The organism is Pseudomonas capeferrum (assembly GCF_013523055.1).
GTDB lineage: Bacteria > Pseudomonadota > Gammaproteobacteria > Pseudomonadales > Pseudomonadaceae > Aquipseudomonas > Aquipseudomonas capeferrum_A.
The window spans coordinates 124,947-143,885 of record NZ_JAAMQM010000011.1 but is presented as its reverse complement, the minus strand read 5'-3'; the positions used below and the strand labels follow the sequence as shown (position 1 = coordinate 143,885).

Genomic DNA, 18,939 nt, shown 5'->3' with positions numbered 1-18,939 from the left:
CAAGGAAAGCAATGAAAGTCCTATTTCTGGTCCAGAAAGAACAAAGGGCGATCCTCGATCGCCTGTATGACGGCGTCGCGGCCCACTGCGACTGCGATCTGCGCTGGCTGAGCAGCGAGGAGCAGCGCGATCTGCGTGGGTACTTCACGCGTGAAGTCGACGTCGAGCGTTATGACCGCATCGTCTTCTTCCTGCGTTTCAAGCAGGAGATCCGCCAGGTCGCCTTCATCCGCAGCGTGCCCAATCTGGTCATCCTGGAACACGATGCCTATCAGAACTACATCCCTTGCAAGTACACCGGCAAGTTCAGCGCGCATTACCACAAGCTGCCGTGGGCAAGGATCATCAGTTCAGGCTTCACGGTCAGCGAGCGCCTGCGTCAGGAAGGGTTCGACGCGGTGTTCGTGCCCAAGGGCTATGACGAGCAGTTGCTGACCGACCAGGGGCGTGAGCGCGATATCGACCTGGCGTTCGTCGGCAGCACACGAAGCGTTGCCTACAGCGGGCGCAAGGCACTGCTCGATGAGTTGAGCAAAGTAGAGAATCTGGTGGTCACACGGACCAACTCCGGCGAAGACTACTGCAACACGCTCAACCGTATCCGCTACTTCGTCAGTGCCGACGTGGGCATGGGCGAATACATGATCAAGAATTTCGAGGCGATGGCCTGTGGCTGCGTCCTGCTCGCTTATGACCAGGGTGAGGCCGAAAACCGTGCGTTGGGTCTGCGGGACATGCACAACGTGGTGCTGTACCAGAGCATTGGACAGTTACAGGAAAAATTGAAGCTGCTGCGCGCTGATCCATCATTGTCCGCTCGAATTGCCGCCGAGGGTCGCCAGCTGGCGATCTCCCGTTTCAGTTTTGCCGAGGTGGGTCGTAGCATCGTCGAGCACATGCAGGCACCTCTGCGCACTCATCCTCCCCTTGGCGTCTGGCAGCGCCTGCGTGCGAGGTTGGGTTGGTGAGTGGCGCGATTTCGGCCTGCGGGCCGGCAAATGAACAGTCGACTAGCAAACTTGGGAGAGAGCTCCGTGCGCTTCTGCGATAACAGTGATGTCACCCTGGTGGTGACCAGTTGCGGGCGTTTCGACCTGCTCAAGGATACCCTGGAGAGCTTCGACCGCTTCAATACGGCACCGATCCGCGAGGTCTTCATCACCGAGGACTCGGGCGACGATGCCGTGCATGCCGCGGTGCCGGAGCATTGGAAGCCTCATTGCACGGTCTTCGTCAACTCGCCCAAGCTGGGCCAGTTGGCATCGATCGACCTGTCCTACGGGCACGTCAAGACGCCTTACATCTTCCACTGCGAGGATGATTGGGCGTTCTATCGTCCCCACTTCGTCGAAGACTCCAAGGCCATCCTGGAAGTCAGCCCGCAATTGCTGCAGGTCTGGCTGCGCAGCTATGCGCACGACCTGAAGGTCCATAGCCCCTATATCCATTTGGGCGAACGGCAGGTGATCGCAGGCGTGCCGTGCTATCCCCTGTTGTCCGAGAAGGCCGAGTGGCAAAGCTTTTCCTTGAACCCAGGGCTCAGGCGCCTCAGCGATTATCAACGGTGTGCGCCATTTGCCGCCTATGCTGGGGAGAAGGCGTTGTCCCGACGTTATGCGGAACTTGACCTGACCGCCGTCATCCTGGAAGGCGATGCAGTGCTGCACACGGGCTTCGGCAGCCATGTGAGCCTGCCGCAAGAGCGTCAGCGCAAGGTTCGCAGGCGTCAGCGCGATCGGCTCAAGCTGCTGCTGGTGCTGGTTGCGGGGGTCTTGGTGGGTACGGCTATCGGCTTCCTTGCAAATTGAACAATTCTGCTAATTGGACAACCAGCCTGGGAAAAGGGGAAGCTTCCCCATGAAAATCGTCAACGTGATGTGGGCCGGTGGCTCACCTTATTCGTCTGTCCATAAGGTCCATCAGCAAATTCTTTCACAGGCCGGGAAGAATTCCTCGATTACCAGTTGGCTGCTGCAAGGGCAAGGCCCATGTTGCAGTGTCGGTGCGACGCACGAGTGGCATTTCAATCCTCGCCTGTTGAAGGGGCGCAATCTCTGGCGTTTGTTGCACCCGTGGTTGCGGTCCCGTCTTCGCCGAGCGCTGAAGCGGTCGGATGCAGGTGTCCTGCTTCTCGATGGGCTCGGTGTTGCCCGCCTGGTGCTGCCGGTTCTCAAAGACCTGCCCGGCGTCCATACCACCTTGCTGTTCCACGGTTCCTCGCGCTTGCGCGACCGTGATATCGCCCTGTTGCGCAGTGTGCCTGCAGACAGGCTGAACATCGCTGCGGTGTCCGGCACGCTGGCAAAGTCATTGGAGCGGGTGCTGGACCGCCCTGTCCATGCGCTCCGCGTGGCGCTCGACCCCTATGCCTTTATCGCCAACCTGCGTACCTGTGAGGAATCCAGGCGCATGCTCGGACTGCCGCAAAAGCCCACCCGGGTACTGGGTGCGGTAGGGCGGCTGGTGGACAGCAAGGGTTTCGACTTCCTCATCGAAGCATTCGCCAAGGCCCATGAGCAACAACCGGACCTGCATCTGGCGATCCTCGGCGAAGGCGAGCTGCGACCGCGGCTCGAGGCGCGGATCCAGCTGCTGGGCCTGAGCCACTGCGTCCAGCTGTGCGGGCACAGGCAGGACTTGTCGCAGCTCTACCGGGCGTTCGACTGGCTGTTGGTCCCCTCGCGTTCCGAAGGCCTGGGGCTGGTGGTGCAGGAGGCCGTGATGTCCAGCGTGCCGCTCATCTGCAGCGATCTGCAGGTGTTTCGCGAGCAGCTGAGCGGTAGCGGGCATTACCTGCCGGTGGCTGACCTCGAGGCCTGGAGCGCGGCAATCGAAGCATGCGGCAAAGGTAGCGGTGAGGCGCTGGCGAAGGCCCAGTGGCAGGCGCTCGCGCCAGAACAGGCATGGACGGTGTTCCGCGAACGCTCGTCCAGTCTGCTGCGGCATTGAGGCTCAGCGCCTGAGCAGCGCATCTTCCAGGGCTGCGAGCGGAAACTGCTCGCCGAGATTCTCCCGGCTGATGAAGCGCGCCAGGTGCTGCACATTGCGACGGACCATCCGGGGTGGCAACGGCGCACGCATGAAACGCATGTCGGCCACATCGATCAAACCCAGCTCATGCTCGGGCGTCACGACCACATTGCCCAGGTGCAGGGAGCGGAAATAGATGCCTGAACGGTGCAGGGAGCGAATCAGTTCGACCAGCGGCGGCAGTTGTGCCTCCCAGCTGAAGCCCGGCTCGCGCGATTGCTGCAGCAGGGTCTTGCCTGGCAGTGGCCGGTAGAGCACGGCCGTCTTGCCGGGAATGTCGAGCTTGTGATGGCTGATCACTTCCAGGGTCGGGATACCCAGTTCGGCCAGGCGTGCGGCGTTATCGATGAAGCGTTGCGAATAAGGCCGCAGCAGGGCGGATGAAAGCAGCCGCTTGCGACGAAAGACCTTGAGGATATTACCATCCTGGAGCAGGTAGACTTTCGCGCCGTAGCTGTCTGCCTCGAGCACCTGGGCGCCGAGTGTCAGTCGGTTGAAGTCGTCCTCGGAGAGCTGGGAGCATTGCATGAGTGGGGCCCTTGTCAGCTGGCAAGCAAAATGACCGGCAATAATGCCGAAAACACGACCGTTACACCATGACGGTGTCACCGGGATCATCGGGAGAGTCGATGTTGTATCAGAAACGTTGGGCACGGGCCTGGCTCGGATTCGGATTCCTGTGGTTCCTGAGCGCCATCGCGCTGGCACCGAGCAACAAGATCTACCAGCAGGGCCTGATCCTGTTCCTGTGGCTACCCACACTGGTCATGGGCTGGTCTTCCCGCCATGTGTTCCTGCAGGCCTGGCGTCGTCAGCCGGCCTTGTGGGCAAGCATTCTTGCGCTGCTGGCCTGGTGTGCCTTGAGCCTGGCCTGGACCACGAGCGAGGACGGCGCACGCGACGGCAAGCGGCTCCTGTATATCCTGCTGTTCCTCATGGCGTTTCCAATGCTGGCTCAACTGGGGCAGGCACAGGTACGCAACCTTCTGCGCGGCGGCGGCCTGTTGCTCGGGGTCGCCGGTCTGGCTTCGATTCTTCATTACTACGTGATCCAGGGGTGGGACATCACCTCGCGACTCGAGGGCATAGGCGAGATTTCCCATCCGATCCTGGGTGCCTACGTGGTGGGCGCGGCCGTGATCTGGATGGCGCATGCCTGGCCGCGCAATCGGCCATTGATGCTCTTCTGGGTACTGGCGCTGGTCTGTCTCGGCGCTTTCGTGATTCTCAGCCAGAGCCGTGGCGCGGCCCTGGCCCTGGTGATCACCATGCTGCTGGCGCCGCTCTGGTACCGCAACCGCTGGAGCAGTCTGCTGGGGCTCAAAGCACTGCTGGCCACGGGCGCGGCCTGGCTATTGATGCACGACCTGATCATGGCCCGGGGAGCATCGTTCAGGCCCGAGATCCTCGAGGCATCCCTGCGCATGATCGCCGAGCACCCCTGGGGCGGGCTGGGCCTGGGGGCCTTCTATCGGGTAGAGGCGGCAGGATACGTCTTCGACCACACCCACAACATGTTCACACACATCGCCATCGAGCAGGGGATACCCGGCCTGCTGCTCTGGGGGCTGGCCTGGTTCTGCGCCCTGCGCGAGATCTGGCGCGCGCGCGCCAGCGAACTGGGCAAGATGCTGCTCGGCCTGTGGATATTCTCCACCCTGGCCATGCAGTTCGATGCCGCCAGCCTCACCGGCACGCCTCGCGCCGAGTGGTTCGTCAGTTGGTTGCCACTGGGGATGGCGCTGATGCTTCCGTGGGCGCATGTCGAAGAGCAAGCCTGTGGTAAAATTTCCGGTTCAAACTGAACAGCGAGCTCGATGATGGCCGAAACACCTCCCGCGGCGGAGCAGAACTCCAGCCTGAAGATCTACTTCCGGCTGCTGGGCTATGTGAAACCCTACCTGGGCATTTTCATGCTGAGTATCGTGGGTTTCGTGATCTTCGCCTCGACCCAGCCAATGCTGGCGGGGATCCTCAAATATTTCGTCGACGGCTTGAGCAATCCGCAGGCCGTGCTGTTCCCGAGCGTGCCCTATCTGCGCGACCTGCAACTGTTGCAGGCGGTGCCGTTGCTGATCATCCTGATCGCGGCCTGGCAGGGGCTGGGTTCGTTCCTGGGTAACTACTTCCTGGCCAAGGTTTCGCTGAGTCTGGTGCACGACCTGCGCGTGGAGCTGTTCAACAAGCTGTTGGTATTGCCCAACCGCTACTTCGACCACCACAACTCCGGTCACCTGATTTCGCGGATCACCTTCAACGTGACCATGGTGACAGGCGCCGCGACCGATGCGATCAAGGTGGTGATCCGCGAGGGCCTCACGGTCGTCTTCCTGTTTGCCTACCTGCTGTGGATGAACTGGAAGCTCACCTTGGTCATGCTTGCGATTCTTCCGGTGATCGCCCTGATGGTGGGCACCGCCAGCAAGAAATTCCGCAAGCAGAGCAAGAAGATCCAGGTGGCCATGGGCGATGTGACCCATGTGGCTTCCGAGACTATCCAGGGTTATCGCGTGGTCCGCAGCTTCGGCGGCGAAAGCTATGAGCAGCGGCGCTTCCTCAAGGCTAGCCAGGGCAATACCGACAAGCAGCTGCGCATGACCAAGACCGGGGCCGTCTACACCCCCCTGCTGCAATTGGTGATCTACAGCGCCATGGCGACCTTGATGTTCCTGGTGCTGTTCCTGCGCGGCGATGCGTCGGCGGGTGACCTGGTGGCCTACATCACGGCCGCCGGCCTGCTGCCCAAGCCGATCCGCCAGCTTTCCGAGGTCAGCTCGACCATCCAGAAGGGTCTGGCAGGCGCGGAAAGCATTTTCGAACAGCTGGATGAACCCCCCGAGCTGGACCGTGGCACAGTCGAAAAAGAGCAGGTTGAGGGTCGACTTGAAGTGCGCAACCTGAGCTTCAGCTACCCCGATACCGATCGTCAGGTCCTCAGCGATATCAGCTTCACCGCGGAACCCGGGCAAATGATCGCCCTGGTTGGCCGCTCCGGCAGCGGCAAGTCGACCCTGGCAGCGCTGATCCCGCGTTTCTATCATCATGATCAGGGGCAGATTCTGCTCGATGGGGTGGAAATCGAGGACTATCGACTGCGCAACCTGCGTCGGCATGTCGCCCAGGTCACTCAGCAGGTCACCTTGTTCAACGATACCGTGGCCAACAACATCGCCTACGGAGACCTTGCCGGTGCCCCCCGCGATGCCATCGAAGCCGCTGCCGCCGATGCCTATGCCAAGGATTTCATCGATCAGTTGCCCAAGGGGCTCGATACCGAGATTGGCGAGAACGGCGTCCTGCTGTCGGGTGGCCAACGCCAGCGCCTTGCGATCGCTCGTGCCTTGCTAAAGAACGCGCCGTTGCTGATTCTCGACGAAGCGACCTCGGCACTCGACACCGAGTCCGAACGGCATATCCAGGCTGCGCTGGACCATGTCATGCAGGGCCGTACCACCCTGGTGATCGCGCATCGTCTGTCGACCATCGAAAAGGCCGATCTCATCCTGGTCATGGACCAGGGGCGTCTGGTGGAGCGTGGCACCCATGCCGAGCTGCTGCAGGCAAACGGACACTACGCCCGCCTGCATGCTTTGGGACTCGACGAGCCGGCCAAGGCCGAAATCACCTGAAACGCTCCCGATCGGGACCTGTCGTTCCCGATCGCTATCCGGCATTACGCAGCCAGCAGGCGGCAATAAAGCCATCGGCTGGCCTGTGCTAATATCCCGGCCCTGTTCATTTTTTCCATATGGGTTGCCCATGAAGTTGTCCATGCCGCGTTTCGATCAAGCCCCGGTACTGGTGGTCGGCGATGTCATGCTCGACCGCTACTGGCATGGCGGTACTTCACGTATCTCGCCTGAGGCGCCGGTGCCGGTGGTCAAGGTCGAGCAGATCGAGGATCGTCCCGGCGGCGCGGCGAACGTCGCCCTCAACATCGCTGCCCTGGGCGCCCCGGCGTCGCTGGTCGGGGTCACCGGCCAGGACGAGGCCGCCGAGAGCCTGGCCAACAGCCTGCATGCCGCGGGTGTGCGCTCTATCTTCCAGCGGATCGCCCATCAGCCGACCATCGTCAAGCTGCGGGTCATGAGCCGCCACCAGCAACTGCTGCGCATCGATTTCGAAGAGCCGTTCGCGACCGACCCCCTCTCGCTTGGCGTGGAGGTCGACAGGTTGCTCGAAGGCGTCAAGGTGCTCGTCCTGTCGGATTACGGCAAGGGTGCCTTGAAGAACCATCAGAGCCTGATCCAGGCGGCACGCGCCCGCAACATTCCGGTGCTGGCCGATCCCAAGGGCAAGGACTTCGCGATCTACCGCGGCGCCAGCCTGATCACCCCGAATCTCAGCGAGTTCGAGACCATCGTCGGACGTTGCGCCGACGAGTCGGATCTCGTCGCCAAGGGCCTGCAACTGATGCAGGACCTGGACCTGGGAGCCTTGCTGGTAACCCGCGGTGAGCACGGCATGACCCTGCTGCGCCCCGATCATCCGGCAATGCATCTGCCAGCGCGCGCGCGCGAAGTGTTCGATGTCACCGGCGCCGGCGACACGGTCATTTCCACCTTGGCAGCGGCCATCGCCGCTGGCGAGGAGCTGCCTCACGCTGTCGCCCTGGCCAACCTGGCGGCGGGTATCGTCGTCGGCAAGCTCGGCACGGCAGCGATCAGCGCGCCTGAATTGCGTCGCGCGATCCAGCGCGAAGAAGGTTCGGAGCGTGGCGTATTGAGCCTCGACCAGTTGCTGCTGGCCATCGACGATGCCCGCGCGCACAACGAGAAGATCGTCTTCACCAATGGCTGTTTCGACATTCTTCACGCAGGCCACGTGACCTACCTGGAACAGGCGCGCGCCCAAGGCGATCGCCTGATCGTCGCCGTCAATGACGATGCCTCGGTCAGCCGCCTGAAGGGCCCGGGACGTCCGATCAACAGCGTCGACCGGCGCATGGCCGTGCTGGCCGGGCTGGGCGCCGTCGACTGGGTCATCAGCTTCGCCGAGGGCACGCCGGAAAACCTGCTGCGCGAAGTCAAGCCGGATGTCCTGGTCAAAGGGGGCGACTATGGTATCGATCAGGTCGTGGGCGCCGACATCGTCAACGCTTATGGCGGTACCGTGAAGGTGCTCGGGCTGGTAGAGAACAGCTCGACCACCGCGATCGTCGAGAAGATCCGCAAGAACTGAGAAGCGCCACGCCGTGGTGTCGAGGTTGCCCAGCCCAAGGGCCCTCGATGCCGTTGCGATTCGACGCCAGAACAGATTCCGTTACAGCGACCCACGCGCTCTGCGCAGCAGCTCCCGGGCCTTGCCGGTCAGGCGCTGCAACCGCGAACCGCGCTTCGGTTCGACCAGCCCCTGCTGCCTCACCCAATCCTTCCAGCGAATCCGTTCTTCGGCCACCAGCCAACCATCCTGCCGGGCAAAGCTCTCTGCCAGGTACAGGCCCCTGGTGGTCGCCGGTATCAGTTCGCCTTTGCGCAGCGTATAGAGCTCGGCCAGTGGCTGGCCGTTTTCAAGAGGCATCAGGTACAGGTCAGGCCGCTTGCGATTGAGGCGCGTCACCAGATGATCGCCCTCGAGACGTTCATCGACATGAAACAGGCTCACGGACTTCGCTTCCCTGGGGACCTGCAAGCGCAGGTCGTAGATGAGCTGTAGCGATGCAGTGGGCAGGTGCACGTAGGCGCGAGGGCGCTCCAGCAGCTTCAGGCTGCCACAATGCACGGGCAGCGCGGCACCGGATTCCGGCGTGAGAATGAAAGGCGGTGATTCACGATAGTGCAACGCGGCTGCATAGGGCGCGGGCAGCCAGGTTTCGTTGAAGCGTCCACCCAACCAGCCTTCCGGCGTTTCGAGCAGGCATTCTTCAGCCACTTCCTGGACGGCGGTGTGCAGCGGCAGGTTCAGTTCATGGGCCGGGACATAACCCGAGATCAACTTCAAGACCACGTCGCCGCGGTCCTGACGCCGCTGGCGCACCAATACCCAGTAATCGCGCTGTTGCCATTGCAGGGTAAGGCGCACCGAGACGCCGAGATTGGCCAGCTCGACCACGAACCTGTGGGCGTCGGGCAACTGGATCGCCTTGCGCCGCTGCAGGGTCTGGGCAAAATTCAGCGGCATGCCGATGCTCTTGTAGGTCAGGCCGTCGGGGGTGGCTTCGACATGCAGCGGCAGGGTCTTGAAGTTGCTCGGGTTCTTTCGGATCAGCGTTCGCGACACTAGGCGCCTCCTTCCATTGGCTGCCGCGAAGGCGGCTCAAGGCTGGCCCAGGATGCGGGCCACGGTAGCCACGTTATGGGCCAGGTGCAACGGATTGATGGTGCCGACAATAGCACTGCTGACACCCGGATGGGCAAACAGCAGCTCGAAGCTCGCCTGTACCGCATCGACCCCCGGTGCCAGGCAGGCATGTCCGCTGGCCAGGGCTTTTTTCACCAGGATCGCCTTGCCATGTTCGGCAGCGTAGTCGAGCACCGGGCGCTCCGCTTGCTCGTTGAGGTTGAAGGTGACCATGGCGCAATCGCCTTGCTCCAGCGCCTTCAAGCCGCCGGCCGCGGTCTTGCCTGAAAATCCGTAGCCGAGGATCTTGCCTTCCTGCTTGAGCGCGGCAAGTGTCTCATAGACCTCCTCTTGCTCGAGGATCGCCAAGTCATTGCCGTCGGAATGCACCAGGACGAGCTCGATACGGTCCGTCCGCAGACGCTTCAGGCTGCGCTCGACCGAAAGGCGGGTATGCGCGGCGCTGAAGTCGAAGCGGGAATGCCCGTCCTCGAACTCTTCCCCGACCTTGCTGACGATCACCCACTGGTCGCGTTGGCCGCTGAGCAGAGGGCCGAGGCGTTCCTCGCTGATACCGTAGGCGGGCGCCGTATCGATCAGGTTGATTCCCAACTGTCGGGCCTGGGCAAGCAGGCGCTTGGCGTCGTCGTCATCGGGAATGGTGAAACCGTTGGGGTATTTGACGTCCTGGTCGCGCCCGAGCTTGACCGTACCAAGCCCCAAGGGCGAAACGCGCAGACCGGTAGCGCCCAGCGGGCGATGGAAATCATGCAGTGTCGGCAGGCTCATGGTAGCAGTTGCTCCCAGGCGGGAATGCCGATCGGCGGACGCGGCAGGTCGGACAGGTCAGGGTGCGCGGTCGGGCGAATGCCATCGCGCTCCAGGCTGGCCAATACCCGGTCGGCGAAGTCCGGCGCCAGGGCAAGCTTGGTCGGCCAGCCAACCAACAGACGCTGCTGGTCGGCAAGGAACGCATTGTCAGGCCGCACCAGGCCGGACTGGGCGGGCTCGGCGCGATCGATGCGCACGGTGGCCCAGCGGATCTGTGCCTGATCGATCCAGGGCAGCAGATTGGCCACCTCCTTGCGCGCGGCGGCGATCTGCTCGACGGGCTCACGGGCTACGCCATCGGCTTCGGCAAGGTCCCCGCCCAGGTACCAGACCCACTGCCCATCTTGCGCGGGATGGGTGGTTACCGTGATGCGCGGTTTCGGTCCGCCGCCCAGGCAATGGGCATACAAGGGTTTCAGGTTCGGACCCTTGGCCATGACCATGTGCAGCGGACGGCGCTGCATGGCCGGCTGGTTCAAGCCGAGCGCCTCGAGCAGGTCGGCGGTGCCGGCACCGGCACTGAGGACGATACGCTGGGCACGGATTTCTCGATCGTCGACGCGCAGGCCGACCAGTTCATCGCCTTCGCGCAACGGCGTGACACGTTCACCGGCCAGCAGGCTGTCGCCGGCCAGCGCTGCCAGGTTACGCAGCAGGCTCGGGACATCCACCACCAGTTCGGCCAGGCGGTAGACCTTGCCTTTGAAGGCACGGTCCTGCAGCGCCGCGGGCAACTGGTCGCCTTTGACCTGATCGACCCGACCGCGCACGGCCTTGCTGGCGAAGAAGCTGGTCAGGTTGCCGGCCAGGGTGCCGGGCGACCACAGGTAATGAGCGTCGGAAAGCAGGCGAACCTGGCGCAGGTCCAACTCGCCGGTGCCGGCCAAGGCTTCGCGCCAGCGGCGCGGCATGTCGGCGATGGCTTCCGAGGCCCCGCTCAACGCACCGTGCAGGGCGTACTTGGCGCCGCCATGGATAATGCCTTGGGACTTGATGGTCTGCTCGCCGCCGAGGCTGGCGCGCTCCACCAGGACCGTCGAATAGCCCAGGGAGCGCAGGCGGGCGTTGAGCCAGAGGCCAGCGACCCCGGCGCCGACGATCAGCACGTCAGTGGAAATGGCGGTTGGCATGCACGGACCTCACAAGCTGGGACAGGCGCCCAGTATACAGACTGCGCCGTCGATCAATGCCCGGTGGTTTTCGAGAACACCTGTATCACCACCACGCCAGCGACGATCAGGGCCATGCCGAGCATGGCCGGAATGTCGAGTTTCTGCCCGTAGATCACCAATGCGGCGATGCTGATCAGCACGATGCCCAGCCCGGACCAGATGGCATAGGCGATTCCGACCGGAATGCTGCGGACCACAAGGGTCAGCATCCAGAACGCGACCGCATAGCCGCAAATCATCAACAGCAAGGGCGCGGGCGTACTCAGGCCCTTCACTGCTTTCATGGAGGCGGTGGCGATGACTTCGGCGAAGATGGCGATGGCCAGGTAGGTGTAGGCGTTCATGGTAGGTCCTTGGTGAGGTAAGCGGTGAGGTTCGGCAGGCCATGACTGGCCGGGTCAGGTGGAGCCAGGGAAGAGTCGATGTCGAGGGGGCTGTCGAGGCGCATGTCATGGCATTTGCAGCGCCTGTGAGATCGAGCGCCGCCCGCGCGGCGCGTCGCGGAGAGCCTGTCATGGCATTTGCAGCGCCCTTGAGATCGAGCGCCGCCCGTGCGGCGCGTCGCGGAGAGCCTGTCATGGCATTTGCAGCGCTCTTGAGATCGAGCGCCGCCCGCGCGGCGCGTCGCGGGACTAGCCCGCTCACCACATTTGTTGCAACGTGCCATGGCCTGTGAGATTGGTGTTGTTCGGTCTTGAAGCATGGCTGAAAATTACATGAAGGCTGTCCCTGACTACTTGGTATCGGTGTCGTACATACAAGGCTAAGCGCTCGGTCTATCAGGCCATGGCACGTTGCAACAAATGTGGTGAGCGGGCTAGTCCCGCGACGCGCCGCGCGGGCGGCGCTCGATCTCAAGGGCGCTGCAAATGCCATGACAGGCTCTCCGCGACGCGCCGCGCGGGCGGCGCTCGATCTCACAGGCGCTGCAAATGCCATGACAGGCACTCCGCGACGCGCCGCGCGGGCGGCGCTCGATCTCACAGGCGCTGCAGATGCCATGTCAAGCATTCCGCCACGCGCCGCGCGGGCGGCGCTCGATCTCAAGGGCGCTGCAAATGCCATGGCAAGCATTTCGCGACGCGCCACGCGGGCGGCGCTCGATCTTGAATTCACCGCAAACCAACGGCTCGCACTTTCACAAACGCCAGACATGGCCGACCTGCACCCCGCAACCCGCATCTCGAGCAACATCCTACCCAATCACCAAGTGCGGTAAAGTCATTACCTATCATGTAAAGAGATAGGTCCATGCACTGGAACCTCGACCAGCTATACCTCTTCACCCGAGTCGCCGACCTGCGCTCCTTCTCTGCCGTCGCACGCGAGCAGCGCAAGGCCCAGTCGGCCATCAGCAACGCCGTCGCCTTGCTCGAGGCCGACCTGGGCGTCGTCCTATTCGAACGCAGCAGTGGGCGCCAGCCTTGTCTGACCGGGCAGGGCGCAGCATTGCTGGAGGATGCCCGCGAGCTGCTGCGTCAGTGCGAACGCCTGGACAGCCGCGCGCTCGCGCTGACGCGGGGGCAGGAAGCGCGGCTGCGTGTGGCTCAGGATGAGGCCATGCCTTACCAGCCGGTAATCGACAGCCTTGACGAACTGGCCAGCCGCTACCCTTTTTTGGAGGTACAACTGGCCAGCGCTGCGCAAGGCGACGTCGCGCGCAAGCTGGTGGAGCGGCGCGCCGACCTGGGGCTGTTCTTCCAACATGAAAGCATGCCGGTCTCGCTGGAGCGACGTGCCCTGGGCAGCGTGGAAATGGTCACGGTGTGCGCTGTCGGCCATCCACTTGCGCGCGAGGGGCGGGTGACGCGCCAGCAACTGGCACGTCATCGCCAGCTGCTCATCACCCCGCAGCAAAGCGGCTACCCCGGTGGTGAGGCAATCAGCCCGCAGGTCTGGCGCGCCGACAGCTTCTACGCCATGGCCGAACTGCTGATGCGCGGCCTCGGCTGGGCCTGGCTACCTCGCCACGTGGTGCAGTACCCGACCTACCAGGCGCAGATGGTCGAGCTGGCCAGCGAATGGCGGCCGCCGGCATTGGTCGTCGAACTGGCCTGGCGCCGTGACGAACCGCTGGGCCCGGCCGCGCAATGGCTGGCTGAGCGCTTTGCAGTACACCTGCGTGCTATCGGGTAAACTTCGCCGCCATGAACAGAACTCTCTATACCTTGCTGTTTCACCTGGGCCTGCCACTGGTTGCGCTGCGCCTGTACCTGCGTGCACGCAAGGCGCCGGCCTACGGCCAGCGCATCGGCGAGCGCTTCGCCCGCAACCTGCCGGCCATGCGCCAGGGCGGCATCTGGGTGCATGCCGTATCGGTCGGTGAAAGCATCGCCGCCGCCCCCATGGTGCGTGCGCTGCTCAAGGCCTACCCGGACCTGCCGATCACGCTGACCTGCATGACCCCGACCGGCTCCGAGCGCATTCGCGCCATGTTCGCCGATGAACCGCGCATTCAGCATTGCTACCTGCCGTACGACCTGCCGTGGGCGGCCGGGCGTTTTCTCGACCATGTGCGCCCGCGCCTGGGCATCATCATGGAAACCGAGCTGTGGCCCAACCACATCCACCAGTGCGCCAAGCGCGGTGTTCCAGTGGCCCTGGCCAACGCCCGCTTGTCCGAGCGTTCCGCCCGTGGTTATGCGCGTTTCGCCAAACTGACCCGGCCCATGCTCGAAGAGATGAACCTGATCGCAGTACAGACCGAAACCGAGGCGCAGCGCTTTCGCGATCTCGGCGCGCGTCCCGAGTGCGTGCAAGTGACCGGCTCGATCAAGTTTGACCTGAAGATCGACGAGCAGCTGCTGCCGCGCGCCAAGGCACTGCGCGAACAGTGGGGCGCAAGCCAGCGCCCAGTGTGGATCGCCGCCAGCACTCATGAAGGTGAAGATGCGCTGATCCTGCAGGCTCACCAGAAGTTGCTGCAGGTTCACGGCGATGCACTGTTGATCCTGGTACCGCGCCACCCCGAGCGGTTCGGCGCGGTGCATGCCCTGTGTGCCGAGCAGTTCACCACAGTGCGCCGCTCTGCTGGCACCCCGGTTGATGTCCAGACCCGCGTGCTGCTCGGCGATACCATGGGCGAGCTGCTGTTCCTCTACGCCCTGGCGGACATCGCTTTCGTCGGCGGCAGCCTGGTACCCACCGGCGGACACAACCCGCTGGAGCCCGCGGCGTTGGCGCTGCCGGTCATCATGGGACCGCACGTGTTCAACTTCCTCGAGATCACCGCGATGTTGCGCGAGGCCGGGGCACTGCAGCAGGTGGACGATGGCGAAGGTCTCGCAGCCGCGGTCCGGCAGCTGATCGAGCTGCCTCGCGATGCCCGACGCATGGGCGAGGCGGGCAGGGCAGTGATGCAGGCGAACCAGGGTGCGTTGCAGCGGTTGCTGGAGGGATTGGGGCGTCTGGTCTGATGGCCTTCCTGTGCCGGGCGCTGTCGTCCTGGCTTCGCATCAGTCTGGAACCGCGCCGCCGCCCGCACGGTTCCAGGCTCACTCGTTCGGTCAGGGTTTGCGTTCGAAATTCTTCGCCGCCGCAGCCGCCAGGTCCGGTGGCAGGAAGTCCTTGTCCGGGTTGTAGTCCGCCTTGAGGAAGCGCCCCAGGTCCTGCAGGTCCTGAGGGCTCAAGGTCCCCGCGGACTGCTTCAGGCGCAGGTTGTCCAGGATGTAGTCGTAGCGGCTGTTGTTGTAGTCGCGCACGGAGCTGTACAGCTGGCGTTGGGCGTCCAGCACATCGACGATGTTGCGCGTGCCGACCTGATAGCCGATCTCGGTCGCTTCCACGGCGCTCTGGTTGGAAATGATCGACTGCTTGCGTGCCTGGACCTGCTCGACGTCGGTGTTCACCGCGCGGTGCAGGTTGCGGGTGTTCTCCACCACCTGGCGGCGCAGGCTTTCGCGTTGCTGCTCGCTCTGGTTCAGGCGTTGATAGGCTTCGCGCACTTGCGAGCTGGTCAGCCCGCCACTGTAGATGGGGATGTTCAATTGCAGGCCGATGCTGGTCTGTTCGACGTCGCCGCCGTAACGGTCCACGCCTAGCGGGTCGGGATTGGCGAAACCGAGGCTATCGTTGTCGCCTTTCTGGTAACGCGCCACGGCGTCCACGGTAGGGGCGTGCCCGGCCTTGCGCTGGCGCAGAGTCTGTTCGGCCGCGTCCACCGCGTGGTTGGTCGCCAGCAGGTTGAGGTTCTGGCGCGCAGCCGTCTCGACCCAGGCCTTGGCATCGTTGGGCGTCGGCACCAGCACAGGCAAGGTATGCACGACGCCCTGGATCGCGGGGTACTCGCGGTTGGTCAGGGTCACCAAGGCTTCGAAGGCATCCTGCACATTGCGCTCGGCGATGATCCGGTTGGCCCGCGCGGTGTCATGGCTGGCCTGGGATTGCAGGACATCGGTCTTGTCCGACAGCCCGACATCGAAGCGCTCGTTGGATTGGTCGAGCTGACGCTTGAAGGCCGCTTCCTCGGCCTTGGTCGACGCCAGGTTGTCCTGGGCGCGCAGCACGGCGAAGTAGCTTTCGGCCGTCTGCATGATCAGGTTCTGTTCGGTAGCCGACAGCTCCAGCGCCGCTTGCTCGTTCACCGCCTCTGCCGCTTGCAGCTGGAACCACCGGTCGGCGCGGAAGATCGGTTGCGACAGGGTCGCGCTCCAGACGTTGCCGCTACGGTTGGCGGTTACCGCCGGCTCGTCGAACCGAGTGCGGGTGTTCATCATCTCGGCGCCGGCCGACAGGTTGGGCAGCAGTCCGGCTCGGGCCTGGGGCACGATCTCGCGGCGCGCGCCGTAGTCGGCACGGGCGGCGGCCAGGTCGGCATTGTTGCTCACTGCCTCCTGATAGACGCTGACCAGATCGGTTCTGACGGTCGTGGGCACGTCTGCCGCCGAGGCCATTCCGTTGGACGCACAGGACACGGCGATGGCCAGTGAGAGTTTGCGCAGCATAGGCAATCCTTGAACGAACGTTAATTTCTGAACTGTTGAGTTTCGCGCGGTGAGCCAGTGTAGTGGCGCGGACATCCAGCAACAATCTGCCATTTGCGCCATTCATCATCCCCGTGCATGCGCGCTTGGCTTTGGACAGCAGTCCAGTCTAGACTGCGCAAGTTCTTGTCGGGGTGCCTCGAAGTAGAGGCTGAGATCGGAGAGTTCCGGATCCCGTTGAACCTGATCAGGTTAGCGCCTGCGTAGGGAACAAGATTTCTCGCTTTCCCGGCGAGTCTCTTGTGTCTGGTCCGGGATTGTCGAGCTCGCACGCTCAAGGCATCCCGCGTATCCGACACTGCACCTGTTCAAGGTGTGCGTCCGTGCTTTTTCAGGTTCTCCCCGACATTCCACCGCTAGGAAGCTGTCTGGAGAGCCTGTGATGACCAAACAAGAAAAAGCGATCAACCTCAGCGAGTCGGCGAAAGTCGACCAGCAGTCCGTGCAACCCTTCACCCGCTCGCGCAAGGTCTATGTCGAAGGCTCGCGCCCCGACATCCGTGTCCCCATGCGTGAAATCAGCCTGGACGATACGCCGACCGACTTCGGTGGCGAAGTCAACGCCCCGGTGGTGGTCTATGACACTTCCGGTCCCTATACCGACCCCGACGTCATCATCGACGTGCGCAAGGGCCTGGGCGATGTGCGCTCGGCCTGGATCGACGATCGCGGCGATACCGAGCGCCTGGACGGCCTGAGCTCGAACTTCGGCCAAGAGCGCCTCAACGATGGCGAGCTCGCCAAGCTGCGTTTCGCCCACGTGCGCAACCCGCGTCGCGCCAAGGCCGGTGCCAATGTCAGCCAGATGCACTATGCCCGTCGGGGCATCATCACCGCCGAGATGGAATACATCGCCATCCGCGAGAACATGAAGCTGCAAGAGGCCCGCGCCGCCGGCCTTCTCGCCGAGCAGCACGCCGGCCACAGCTTCGGCGCCAGCATCCCCAAGGAAATCACCGCCGAGTTCGTGCGTCAGGAAGTCGCTCGCGGTCGAGCGATCATCCCGGCCAACATCAACCACACCGAGCTGGAGCCGATGATCATCGGCCGCAACTTCCTGGTGAAGATCAACGGCAACATCGGCAACAGCGCCCTGGGCTCCTCCATCGAGGAAGAAGTGGCCAAGCTGACCTGGGGCATCCGCTGGGGTTCGGACACGGTGATGGACCTGTCCACCGGCAAGCACATTCACGAGACCCGCGAGTGGATCATCCGCAACTCGCCGGTACCGATCGGCACCGTCCCGATCTACCAGGCGCTGGAGAAGGTCAATGGCGTCGCCGAGGACCTTACCTGGGAGCTGTTCCGCGACACCCTGATCGAACAGGCCGAGCAGGGCGTGGACTACTTCACCATCCACGCCGGGGTGCTGCTGCGCTACGTACCGATGACCGCCAAGCGCGTCACCGGCATCGTCAGCCGTGGCGGTTCGATCATGGCCAAATGGTGCCTGGCGCATCACAAGGAGAACTTCCTCTACACCCATTTCGAGGAAATCTGCGAAATCATGAAGGCCTACGACGTCAGCTTCTCGCTGGGCGACGGCCTGCGTCCGGGCTCGATTGCCGACGCCAACGACGAAGCGCAGTTCGGTGAGCTGGAAACCCTTGGCGAGCTGACCAAGATCGCCTGGAAGCACGACGTGCAGTGCATGATCGAAGGCCCCGGCCACGTGCCGATGCAACTGATCAAGGAGAACATGGACAAGCAGCTGGAGTGCTGCGACGAAGCGCCGTTCTACACCCTCGGCCCGCTGACCACCGACATCGCGCCAGGCTACGACCACATCACCTCGGGCATCGGCGCGGCGATGATCGGCTGGTTCGGCTGCGCCATGCTCTGCTACGTGACGCCCAAGGAGCACCTGGGTCTGCCGAACAAGGACGACGTCAAGACCGGCATCATCACCTACAAGATCGCTGCCCATGCCGCCGACCTGGCCAAGGGGCATCCTGGCGCGCAGATCCGTGACAACGCCCTGTCCAAGGCGCGCTTCGAGTTCCGCTGGGAAGACCAGTTCAATCTTGGCCTGGACCCGGACACCGCTCGCGCCTATCACGACGAGACGTTGCCGAAGGAGTCGGCCAAGGTGGCGCACTTCTGTTCGATGTGCGGGCCCAAGTTCTGTTCGATGAAGATCACCCAGGAAGTCCGTGAGTACGCGGCCAACCAGCGTATCGAAGCGGTCGATGTCTCGGTCGAGGAAGGCATGCGCGAGCAGGCCGAGCGTTTCCGCGAGGCGGGTAGCCAGTTGTACCAGAAGGTCTGATCGAACCTGGCGGCACCCTCGCGGGTGTCCGGCATTCCGGCAAGCCTCTCTCCATGGAACCATTCGACTTCATGGGGGCGGTTTGCCCGATGCCAGTTAGCTCAGGGACAGCATGCGATTTCGAATTCTGGAGCTCATCTTTCAGTTTCCAAATGTTCTGTGAGGCTGCCGGCCTCATCGCGGGACAAGCCCGCTCGCCACTGGGAATGTGCCTAGCTGCACCTTGCACCTTGCACCTTGCACCTTGCACCTTGCACCTTGCACCTTGCACCTTGCACCTTGCACTTTGCACTTTGCACTTTGCACTTTGCACTTTGCACTTTGCACTTTGCACTTTGCAGCTTGCAGCTTGCAGCTTGCAGCTTGCAGCTTGCAG

The 18,939-nt window shown here is 63.2% G+C and carries 16 protein-coding genes and 1 riboswitch; of the genes, 10 read left to right on the top strand and 6 right to left on the bottom strand.

What is annotated here, in order from left to right; genetic code table 11:
• Positions 1 to 11: 11 nt before the first annotated feature.
• The 3 genes from G7009_RS14245 to G7009_RS14235 all read left to right on the top strand — a co-directional run bounded on the left by G7009_RS14245 (position 12) and on the right by G7009_RS14235 (position 2,949).
• Entirely contained in the window at positions 12 to 968 is a 957-nt protein-coding gene (locus G7009_RS14245; protein ID WP_181130715.1) for a glycosyltransferase family protein, read from the top strand.
• Between the two features lie 66 nt (positions 969 to 1,034).
• Complete coding sequence (locus G7009_RS14240; protein WP_181130714.1) at positions 1,035 to 1,808, top strand: glycosyltransferase family 2 protein; 774 nt, start codon at positions 1,035 to 1,037, stop codon at positions 1,806 to 1,808.
• Between the two features lie 49 nt (positions 1,809 to 1,857).
• Positions 1,858 to 2,949, top strand: coding sequence for a glycosyltransferase (locus tag G7009_RS14235; protein ID WP_181130713.1), 1,092 nt, complete (start codon positions 1,858 to 1,860; stop codon positions 2,947 to 2,949).
• Positions 2,950 to 2,952: 3 nt separating this feature from the next.
• Here G7009_RS14235 and G7009_RS14230 read toward each other — a convergent pair whose 3' ends face one another.
• Positions 2,953 to 3,558 carry a toluene tolerance protein gene (locus tag G7009_RS14230; protein ID WP_181130712.1) on the bottom strand — a complete coding sequence of 202 codons (606 nt, stop codon included), beginning with the start codon at positions 3,556 to 3,558 and terminating at the stop codon, positions 2,953 to 2,955.
• A gap of 101 nt (positions 3,559 to 3,659) precedes the next feature.
• Here G7009_RS14230 and G7009_RS14225 point away from each other — a divergent pair, with 101 nt between their 5' ends.
• From G7009_RS14225 to hldE, 3 genes are all read left to right on the top strand, one after another.
• Positions 3,660 to 4,835 (top strand): O-antigen ligase family protein, encoded by a 1,176-nt coding sequence (locus tag G7009_RS14225; protein ID WP_181130711.1) that lies wholly within the window; start codon positions 3,660 to 3,662, stop codon positions 4,833 to 4,835.
• 15 nt (positions 4,836 to 4,850) lie between these two features.
• Complete coding sequence (gene msbA / locus G7009_RS14220; protein WP_181130710.1) at positions 4,851 to 6,659, top strand: lipid A export permease/ATP-binding protein MsbA; 1,809 nt, start codon at positions 4,851 to 4,853, stop codon at positions 6,657 to 6,659.
• A gap of 130 nt (positions 6,660 to 6,789) precedes the next feature.
• On the top strand, positions 6,790 to 8,211 hold the full coding sequence (hldE, locus tag G7009_RS14215; protein ID WP_181130709.1) for a bifunctional D-glycero-beta-D-manno-heptose-7-phosphate kinase/D-glycero-beta-D-manno-heptose 1-phosphate adenylyltransferase HldE: 1,422 nt from the start codon (positions 6,790 to 6,792) through the stop codon (positions 8,209 to 8,211).
• A gap of 81 nt (positions 8,212 to 8,292) precedes the next feature.
• Here hldE and G7009_RS14210 read toward each other — a convergent pair whose 3' ends face one another.
• The 4 genes from G7009_RS14210 to G7009_RS14195 are packed head-to-tail and all read right to left on the bottom strand — an operon-like array spanning position 8,293 to position 11,656.
• Entirely contained in the window at positions 8,293 to 9,249 is a 957-nt protein-coding gene (locus tag G7009_RS14210; protein WP_181130708.1) for a metal ABC transporter ATPase, read from the bottom strand.
• Positions 9,250 to 9,285: 36 nt separating this feature from the next.
• Complete coding sequence (locus tag G7009_RS14205) at positions 9,286 to 10,098, bottom strand: aldo/keto reductase (RefSeq protein ID WP_181130707.1); 813 nt, start codon at positions 10,096 to 10,098, stop codon at positions 9,286 to 9,288.
• On the bottom strand, positions 10,095 to 11,270 hold the full coding sequence (locus tag G7009_RS14200) for an NAD(P)/FAD-dependent oxidoreductase (protein WP_181130706.1): 1,176 nt from the start codon (positions 11,268 to 11,270) through the stop codon (positions 10,095 to 10,097). The genes G7009_RS14205 and G7009_RS14200 overlap by 4 nt, the downstream gene beginning before the upstream one ends.
• Before the next feature lie 53 nt (positions 11,271 to 11,323).
• Positions 11,324 to 11,656, bottom strand: a complete 333-nt coding sequence (locus G7009_RS14195; RefSeq protein ID WP_181130705.1) for an SMR family transporter — start codon at positions 11,654 to 11,656, stop codon at positions 11,324 to 11,326.
• Between the two features lie 593 nt (positions 11,657 to 12,249).
• Here G7009_RS14195 and G7009_RS14190 point away from each other — a divergent pair.
• Genes G7009_RS14190 through waaA form a run of 3 tightly spaced genes read left to right on the top strand, consistent with a single transcriptional unit; the run spans position 12,250 to position 14,728 of the window.
• Positions 12,250 to 12,531, top strand: a complete 282-nt coding sequence (locus tag G7009_RS14190; protein ID WP_181130704.1) for a hypothetical protein — start codon at positions 12,250 to 12,252, stop codon at positions 12,529 to 12,531.
• 32 nt (positions 12,532 to 12,563) lie between these two features.
• Complete coding sequence (locus G7009_RS14185) at positions 12,564 to 13,448, top strand: LysR family transcriptional regulator (RefSeq protein ID WP_181130703.1); 885 nt, start codon at positions 12,564 to 12,566, stop codon at positions 13,446 to 13,448.
• 11 nt (positions 13,449 to 13,459) lie between these two features.
• Entirely contained in the window at positions 13,460 to 14,728 is a 1,269-nt protein-coding gene (gene waaA / locus G7009_RS14180) for a lipid IV(A) 3-deoxy-D-manno-octulosonic acid transferase (protein WP_181130702.1), read from the top strand.
• A gap of 90 nt (positions 14,729 to 14,818) precedes the next feature.
• Here the strand turns inward: waaA and G7009_RS14175 are convergent, their stop codons facing one another.
• On the bottom strand, positions 14,819 to 16,255 hold the full coding sequence (locus G7009_RS14175) for a TolC family outer membrane protein (protein ID WP_181130701.1): 1,437 nt from the start codon (positions 16,253 to 16,255) through the stop codon (positions 14,819 to 14,821).
• A gap of 159 nt (positions 16,256 to 16,414) precedes the next feature.
• Positions 16,415 to 16,521, top strand: a riboswitch (TPP riboswitch).
• A 155-nt stretch (positions 16,522 to 16,676) separates the two neighbouring features.
• Between G7009_RS14175 and thiC the strand changes: the two genes are divergently transcribed.
• A complete protein-coding gene (gene thiC, locus G7009_RS14170) occupies positions 16,677 to 18,563 on the top strand; it encodes a phosphomethylpyrimidine synthase ThiC (protein ID WP_181130700.1) in 1,887 nt (628 codons plus the stop codon).
• Positions 18,564 to 18,939 lie beyond the last annotated feature (376 nt).